The organism is Acinetobacter legionensis (assembly GCF_048552295.1).
Lineage (GTDB): Bacteria > Pseudomonadota > Gammaproteobacteria > Pseudomonadales > Moraxellaceae > Acinetobacter.
On the sequence record NZ_JBIMCW010000012.1, the window covers coordinates 122,827 to 131,506 of the forward strand.

Annotated in this window: 8 protein-coding genes; 2 read left to right on the top strand and 6 right to left on the bottom strand. The window is 37.5% G+C overall.

The window, feature by feature from the left end:
* Window positions 1–22: 22 nt before the first annotated feature.
* Complete coding sequence (locus ACG916_RS11525) at window positions 23–1,498, bottom strand: GGDEF domain-containing protein (protein ID WP_336950890.1); 1,476 nt, start codon at window positions 1,496–1,498, stop codon at window positions 23–25.
* 254 nt (window positions 1,499–1,752) lie between these two features.
* Here ACG916_RS11525 and ACG916_RS11530 point away from each other — a divergent pair, with 254 nt between their 5' ends.
* Complete coding sequence (locus tag ACG916_RS11530) at window positions 1,753–2,241, top strand: hypothetical protein (protein ID WP_336950891.1); 489 nt, start codon at window positions 1,753–1,755, stop codon at window positions 2,239–2,241.
* Between the two features lie 114 nt (window positions 2,242–2,355).
* Here the strand turns inward: ACG916_RS11530 and accC are convergent, their stop codons facing one another.
* From accC to ACG916_RS11550, 4 genes are all read right to left on the bottom strand, one after another.
* Window positions 2,356–3,720: an acetyl-CoA carboxylase biotin carboxylase subunit gene (gene accC / locus ACG916_RS11535; protein WP_336950892.1), complete on the bottom strand. Its 1,365-nt coding sequence runs from the start codon at window positions 3,718–3,720 to the stop codon at window positions 2,356–2,358.
* Window positions 3,721–3,736: 16 nt separating this feature from the next.
* Entirely contained in the window at window positions 3,737–4,156 is a 420-nt protein-coding gene (locus ACG916_RS11540) for an acetyl-CoA carboxylase biotin carboxyl carrier protein (RefSeq protein WP_336950893.1), read from the bottom strand.
* A 17-nt stretch (window positions 4,157–4,173) separates the two neighbouring features.
* Window positions 4,174–4,629 carry a type II 3-dehydroquinate dehydratase gene (gene aroQ, locus ACG916_RS11545; RefSeq protein WP_336950894.1) on the bottom strand — a complete coding sequence of 152 codons (456 nt, stop codon included), beginning with the start codon at window positions 4,627–4,629 and terminating at the stop codon, window positions 4,174–4,176.
* 235 nt (window positions 4,630–4,864) lie between these two features.
* Entirely contained in the window at window positions 4,865–6,181 is a 1,317-nt protein-coding gene (locus ACG916_RS11550; RefSeq protein WP_336950895.1) for a Y-family DNA polymerase, read from the bottom strand.
* Window positions 6,182–6,528: 347 nt separating this feature from the next.
* On the opposite strand from ACG916_RS11550, the gene ACG916_RS11555 reads away from it, so the two are divergent.
* Window positions 6,529–6,711 (top strand): hypothetical protein, encoded by a 183-nt coding sequence (locus tag ACG916_RS11555; RefSeq protein WP_336950896.1) that lies wholly within the window; start codon window positions 6,529–6,531, stop codon window positions 6,709–6,711.
* Between the two features lie 474 nt (window positions 6,712–7,185).
* On the opposite strand, the gene ACG916_RS11560 is transcribed toward ACG916_RS11555, so the two are convergent.
* Window positions 7,186–8,388 (bottom strand): winged helix-turn-helix domain-containing protein, encoded by a 1,203-nt coding sequence (locus ACG916_RS11560; RefSeq protein WP_419327317.1) that lies wholly within the window; start codon window positions 8,386–8,388, stop codon window positions 7,186–7,188.
* Window positions 8,389–8,680: the final 292 nt, after the last annotated feature.

Sequence of the window (8,680 nt, forward strand, 5' to 3'; positions counted from 1 at the left end):
AGCTTTTCCTTGCTGTTTTGAGTTATTGGGCAAATATGTTTTGGTTTTGTTCGATGGTTTTTTCTAAACAAAGCTGATTTCTACCTTTTTCCTTGGCTAAATACAAAGCATCATCAGCTCGTTTTATCAGCTGTTGAAAAGGTATGCAATAGGGTAAAGTCTGATAACTTAAGCCAATACTGACGCTGATATTTAAGCTACGTTGATCATCTAAATGAATCGGGGTATTGAAAACGCTATTACAAATTCTTTGTGCAATGGCAATACTTTGATCTAAAGATAGATCTTTTAATAATATAGCAAACTCTTCGCCACCTAAGCGACCAAATAGATCATTCGTGCGAATTTGTGCTTTGACTTGATGGGTAAACTCTTGCAAAACATAATCGCCGATCACATGGCCATATTGATCATTAATTTTTTTAAAATGATCTAAATCTAAAACCAAAATTGTGACACTGTGTGCTTGTTGTTTTTCAACATCCTCAGCAATGGTGCGTTCACTTTCTTCATAGAAATAACGACGATTTAGTGTGGTGGTGAGGCCATCATGATTGGCTAAGTATAAGATTTGGTGATAAAGCTTTTGTCGATTTAAACTGATAATAGCGAGGGTTAAAGGCCCCAAAGCCAGCATCATTAAACCGATGCGTACAGACAGTGTGGTACCCAAATAGGCATCGGGTGACTGAGCAATATAATATGCAGTCAATGCATTATAGAGCAGCATACACACTATACAGTTAATGATAGAGACAAAAAATAAATTATAGCTTAGTGCAGCCCAGACTAGCGCTGCAATTGGGAACATGATTGCACCTGGACCCAGAAAAAAATGAGTCAGAATGACGGAGAAAATCACGCCTAATAGCGGAAGAAATTTTTCGTATTGAAAAGGCTGTTGTTTAAATTGTTGGATATGGTTTTGAATGGCTTTTTTATCTGGGATTGCCAATATAATCGGTAAAAAGGCAATAACATTGAGGATTTCACCCGTCCACCACATACCAAAATCGACCCAGATTCTATCCATAATCATAAAGGTGTTTGGTAAATAAGGGACAGTTAAACTTGCGACGATTGGCGAGGCTAAACAACCGCCAAAGGCACTGATTGCAAATAAGTATAAAAATGTTAGACCTTTATTATATTGTTTATAATCTAGTTTAAAAAAACGAATCAGGCCTAATGTGACCACGGCGTGAGTTAGATTGGCTAAAGTCAGAAAGAAGGTGATTAAAAATGAATTGCCAGTAAGCAGATCTGCAAGCATAAATGCGATAAATGCACCAATCCATCCACCTATATTTTTTAAGCGATGAAACCTTAAAAAGAGCCCAAGTAAAACAGCATTTGCGGGCCAAAAAATGGCAAGAAAAGATAAGGGTCTACCCAATATTCCAGCCAATGCACAGACAAAAATAATCATTGCAATAATAAAAAATGCAGAGATGTTGTCTTTAAGCACTTGACTTAAATATGCGAGAGCTCGAGGCAATTTACTAACCTATTCTAAAGAGGGATTAATCTCTAAGCCAATATTTTATCTGGCTCTGCTAAGGTATTAATCAGTAATCATATCTATTTGTATCGATAAATCAATAGTTTTAGTTACCTTAATTCGGGCTCGTCACAAAAATGTTTTTTGCATAGATTACACAAGAAAGATTGTTCATATATGGTTAATTTTACATGTTTTATTCTAAATCTATGCTAATTTATGTCTGATGAAATATTACATACAGACTTGGTATGAAAAAAACAGCACTTATAATTTCTTTATTGCTTAGCCTTTCACCTTTTGTGAGAGCTGAAACAGTTCAACCTCAAGCAACCAATCCTACGACTGTGGCTGCAACCAATACCACAAGCACAATTCGTATAAATACTCGCCCTGAAATTTTAGGCTTATGGGGTATGGAAATTCCAGAAAATAAGAAATGTACAGAATATTATAATTTCCGTGGTTCCAATGAAGTGGTGGTGAATAGTGCCAAAGAGTGGTCAACTGGTCTGTTTGATTATCAACCTTCACCGGATAATACGTTGGAAAAGCCACCTGCATTAATCATGCAAATTCGCTATGAAAATAATGAAACAGATTGCTCAGGACGTAAAGAAGATCAGTCTGGTGAAGTTACCCAATATTTTGTGAAGTGGATTAATAAGAACACCTTGAATTTTTGTATTTCTGACAAAGGGGATCAGTGCTTTGCTACTTTACGCAGAGTCTTGCCTTAAGTCGATTTAAAGCATCAATGCTTGTCTAAGTAATGAAGCATTTGCTTTAAAATGAAAAACCTCTGATTTTACAGAGGTTTTTTATTGGATTTTTACGGGATTAGAGAATGTATATTAAGCTTCTTTTTCATGTCCTTGAACTTGTTTTAATAAGTGTTTTTCAAGGTAGTGAATATCCATTGCTTGTGAACAGAAGTTTTTATCTTCAAGAATCAGATCTTTATGTAATGGAATATTGGTTTTAATTCCAGTTAAGATCATCTCATCCAAGGCTTGTTTCATACGGGCAATCGCGGTTTCACGATCTTTACCATAAGAAATCAACTTTGCGATCATTGAGTCATAATACGGAGGAATGCTATAGCCTTGATAGATATGAGAATCTAAACGGATACCCGCACCGCCTGGCGCATAGAATGATTCAATTTTACCTGGTGATGGTAAGAAGGTTGACGGATCTTCTGCATTGATACGGCATTCAATCGCATGACCTTCGATTTTAATGTCTTCTTGTTGAAGATTTAAACCTAGACCTGCAGCGATACGTAATTGCTGTTCAATAATATCAACACCAGTCACTTGTTCAGTCACCGGATGCTCAACTTGAACACGAGTATTCATCTCGATAAAGAAGAACTCACCATCTTCAAATAAGAACTCAAAAGTACCAGCACCACGGTATTGCATCAACTTACATGCATTGACACAAGCTTCAAGAATATGTGCACGCGCTTCTTCTGGTAAACCTGGTGCAGGTGCTTCTTCAAGCACTTTTTGATGGCGACGCTGTAAAGAGCAGTCACGGTCATATAAATGAATCGCTTGGCCATTACCATCGGCTAAAACTTGTACTTCAACATGACGTGGTTTTTGTAGGAAACGCTCCATATAAACCGTATCATCCCCGAACCACATTTCAGCATCACGTTGTGCAGCTTGAACAGATTCAAGTAATGTATCAACACGCTCAACAATACGCATCCCACGCCCACCACCGCCTGAAGCAGCTTTTACAATCAATGGGAAACCAATTTCTTTGGCTTCAGCCAATGCATTGTTTGGTGTGACCGCATGAGCAGAACCAGGAACTGTTGGAACACCTGCTTTACGCATCGCCGTAATTGCGGAAACTTTATTTCCCATCAGACGAATGTGTTCGGGACGAGGTCCAATGAAAATAAATCCTGAGTTTTCTACAATTTCTGCAAATTCAGCATTTTCAGATAAGAAACCATAACCTGGATGGATGGCATCTGCGCCTGTAATTTCTGCTGCGGTAATAATGGCTGGAATATTTAAATAGCTTTCACTACTTGCGCCAGGACCTATACATACGGCTTCATCACAAAAACGTAAATGCATCAAATCTTTATCAGCATCTGAGTAGATTCCGACAGTTTTGATTCCCAAAGTTTTACAAGCACGAGTGATGCGTAATGCAATTTCACCTCGGTTTGCAATTAAAACTTTTTGCAACATATCAACCCCCGAGGTATTACGCGCGGTAGCGAAATAAAGGTTGACCGAACTGGATTACATCACCATTTTTTACTAAAATTTCTTCAACTACACCACTTTGAGTTGCTTCAATAGGGTTCATAATTTTCATTGCTTCGATGATACCTAAAGTTTCACCCGCAGAAACAGTCTGACCAATATTCACAAATGGTGCTTCACCCGGACTTGGTGCTGAATAGAACACACCAACCATTGGAGACGTTTCTACTGCACCACGAGAGGCAGCTTTAACTACAGGCGCTTCAGCGGTTGGAAGGGCAATAGGTGCTACACCAGCAGCAACCACAGGATTACGGCGAGTTAAAGCAATCGATTGATCGCCTTCTTTCACTTCAATTGCTTGAAGATCAGATTCGATCATCAAATCGATGAGCTTTTTAATTTTGCGAATATCCATGGGTTCGTATTCCTAAATTATGATTGGGTTGAAGATTTAAGTTTTTCGATGGCGAAATCAAGTGCAAAAGAATAGCCTTTGGCACCTAAACCACAAATGACGCCAACAGCTTTATCTGATAAATAAGAATGATGTCTAAATGCTTCACGTGCATGAACATTAGAAAGGTGTACCTCAATAAATGGAATCGCAACGCCAAGTAGAGCATCACGTACAGCAACTGAGGTATGGGTCAGCGCGGCAGGATTAATAATGATAAATTTTATGCCGTCTTGTTGTGCTTGGTGAATACGATCGACCACAGCTCCTTCCCAGTTGCTTTGAAAAGTATCTAAACTCATATTAGCTTGTCGTGCTTGGAGACTCAGTTGTTGGTTAATGTCATCCAATGTGAGGTGACCATAGACCTCAGGTTCGCGCTTTCCTAGCAAGTTTAAGTTTGGTCCGTGAATGACCAAAATGGTCGAACTCATTGAGAGTGCTCCAATTCAAAAGTCGCAAAAAAAATTGCAAGATGTCTGCAAAGTTTGCATATTATGGCATATTTTTCCACAAATACTTTATATTTTCTTTGAATCGTCGTGGAAACGCAGTGCCTTGTATGGGCTATATAATGTTAATTTTGTCTGTAAATGGCAATGTTAAAATATGACATTTTTAGCAGATGTTTTACAGAGACTTCATTTTAAACTGAGTGACCAAAACTATTCATTTGATTTGTGTAACAGCCATATGGCTATCATCAATACATAAGATGTCACTACAACGTGTTGTATAGCTTGGAGAACGATTTTGCTGACGCATTTTCCATGTTTCTTTGTCGGAATGATAACCTACTTGAATACAGTCTGAGCCAAAGCGTTGTTTCATACTGGAGAGTGTATCCATCAGTTGATCACGTTGCTGAATAAAGTCTACAGGATGCCATAAGTCATTGATGTGCTGGCTTTTGCCATGCAGTGCTGAGAACATGACGGCGACTTTTACATACTTTAAATTTTCTTTAAATAAAACATCAATTTGCTGTAATGCTGACTTGGTTAAAATCATCAAATCGTCTGTTGCATACATCAAGCCAATGACACTACTTTGTGCCTTTTTATAGGGTGCTTGAGCAACTTTTTCATATAAGGAAACATGCACAACTGCACACAGTTGGCGTTGCTTGCTTAGTCGTTGATGTGCACGATTGACATGGAAAATAATGGCTTGTTTAATAATCTCAACATTATTTAGAGCAGATGCAAAACTGCGTGACGAAAGGATACGTTTTGAGGGAATGTCTGCATCGTCCAAAGCAATACAGGATTGACCTTTTAGCTCACGAATGGTGCGTCCAATGACCACTGAAAACTCGCGTGCAAGGTAATGTTCATTGGCAAAAGTTAAGTCATAGCAATTATAAATATTATAAGCTTGTAACCGTTTGCTGGTTTTACGTCCAACACACCAGACCTCAGCGACACTGGTTTCAAGTAGTAAACTTTCAAAACTGCACAAATCTAAACCAGTCAGGTCACAGACACTATCAAAGCCGCGCCGTTTCTTGGCAAAACTATTGGCAAGCTTTGCTTGGGTTTTACTATAGCCAATACCAATACAACAGGGTAGACCAAGCCATTTTTGGATGGTTTCGATGAGTTTTCTACAGTAATCCTGTAGAACGAATAAGTCTTGATAGGAACTGAGATTGATAAAACACTCATCAATAGAGTAGGCTTCCAAATCCTCATCTTTAAAAAAAATCTTTAAAATTTTAAAAAAACGATCTGAAAAATCACCATATAAAGCATAGTTACTTGAAAAGGCGAGTACTCCGGCTTTTTGGGCTTGTTGTTCAACTTCATGCCAAGGGATAGCCATATCTATATTTAACGCCTTGGCTTCGTTGCTTCGTGAAACGACACAACCATCATTATTGCTTAATACGACAACTGGTTTGTTATTTAAACTGGGGTTAAATACGCGTTCGCAACTGACATAACAATTGTTAATGTCGATCAAAGCAAAAATTTGTTCACTCATGAGATATCTTGAAAAAGTTACAAATTCAAGTTAAATATTAAAAGATGTTTAAAATAAATTCAAATCAAATGTGGATTTATTCATCATTTGGACGGGATGATTTCAATAAAGGGATTGGCGAGATACAAAACTTAATAAGCACTGTTGAGCTTCGTAGTGGTTTAAGTAATTTAGGTAAAAATGCTGAATAGAGAAGTGATTCTTTTAAAAGGTATATCTTAAATTGCAACTTACAATGTCGAAAAATGAAACATCTCAATCCTTGTATAGAAAACTGAAAGGGCTAAATTAACAGTTGTCGTAGATTTGTACGGCATATCCCAATATTGAAAAGGATGGATATGAAAATGGCTAATCAACAACAGAATCAGCAGAACGACCAACAAGGTCAGCCCAATCAATCTAATCAACAGCAGAAGCAACACAGTCAGCAAGATCAACAATCAAATCAACAAAACCAGCAAAAGCAACAATCCAACCAACAAGCTCAACAAAATCAGCAAAACCAACACAAGCCTCAGCAAAAATAGGGCTTTGAACTAAACTCAATCGTAGCTTTTAATGACAAAACGCCTCAACTTAGGTGTTTTGTCATTTTAGATTTAGATAGAGTTAACCTGTAAAAAACGCATACACAAGAATATATACAGCTACATATTAGAGGGGGAAGTTTAAATTTAATTTGCGTAGGCGATGCCTCCAAAAGATAATAAACCTTGCACTGCAAACAAAGCCGTGCTTTGTTTTGCTTATGTTGTGCAAGGGAACGTCCTGTACCATCGCATTCCCACCTTACAACGATAGGCGATATTTATGTCGCTCCACGGCAGGATAATCCTCTAGAATTCAATAATACAAAAACTTATTCATAACCAAAAAACTTCATACAAAACATAAGCTTTATTGATGATCAATGACTTGATGCAAATCAATTGTATGAATAATTAAGTGGTTTGACTTTATTATGCTTTTAAAGCATTTTGATTTTAAGCTTACGTTACCTATCACTTGAATTGTTTCTTGCTATGATCAAGAATTTTATGAAGACCTTCATTTATATTTATACATTGATTAAATTGGGCAAAATGGTGTATTTCAGTGTTTAGTGTGCTAAAAAAATGCGCTGGATCCGCAATAGTATGATTAAGATGATAGGGTTCAAAATGTAGGCTGATGACTTCAAATTGATTTTTTGCCCGATGTGCTTTGCAATCTATACGTCCCACAATTTGATCCCCATATAAAATAGGTAGACAAAAATAACCAAATATACGTTTAGGTGGCGTCACATAACATTCCAATCGATAATCAAATTTAAACAGGGTATTTAGACGTTCACGATGTATCACCAGATTGTCAAAAGGAGAGAGAAGTTTGACTTTCAACTCAATAGTCGGGATCCGTTCTAAGGCATCGGTTGGGATATAAAGATTTTGACTATCTTTGTCCCTACTGCCTAATTGAGCTAAAGTGGTGATTACACCCGCATCTAATTTTTCATTGACAATGTCACGCATTGCCTTACGGATCTTTTGTCCAACTTTTAAATGCAACAATTGCTTCCATGTAAACACGCCATGTGCACGAAGCGTGGTATTGAACAAGTAGTGGGCATATTCCTCTAATGTAGGAACACTCAGATCAAGCTGACTTGGAATACAATATTCAGTCAGTTGATAGACTTTTTCCATACCATTACGTTCAGAAATCATCAAATCGCCTTGCATAAACAATTGTTCAATAGAACGACGCGCTAAACTTGAGTTCCACCAGTCCCCCGAATTTTGCTTATTGCCTTGTTCAATGCTACGTAATCGAATACTGCCTTCAGCTTTCGCCCGAGCCAGAATCTCATTCATAAAAGCTTGATCACCGTGCTTAAAATAACGATGCTCTCCATTTCTAATCGATGTCATATGAGGAAGTGCATAGCGATAATCCTGCATCGGTAAATAAGATGCTGCATGAAACCAATATTCAAAAATATGTTGTTGTTTGATCAGTTGATTTAAATGGCTTTGTTGATAATCCGGAACACGGTTCCATAAAATATGATGGTGGGCACGTTCTACTACTGAAATTGTATCAATCTGGACATAGCCAAGATGTTCAATGGCATGGCGTGTTCCAGATAACCCTGTACCGAACGAAGTAGGTGAAATTAGACCCTGATGAGAGAGTGCTAGGCGTCTTAATGATTCAATCATAACAATTATTTTTTTAACCTATTTTTAGTGAGTATTGGCTTACAAGAGTATCGCAAATGAAACTTTAAGATGATTAGCATAAACCAGTGCTGCCACTTTTAATGATCATTTTAATTTTTTAAGAATATAAGTAACTACGCCCCAAATCATAATTTGTTCTTCACTGTGTGGGTGAATATCTGGAAAATCAGGGTTTTCAGAGGTGGTCCCACATGTTTGAACAACTAAAAGCTTATTTATAAGTGATACTCTGCTCTAGTTAAGCTACCTTATTTTGTTGTGGTAGCTGGTC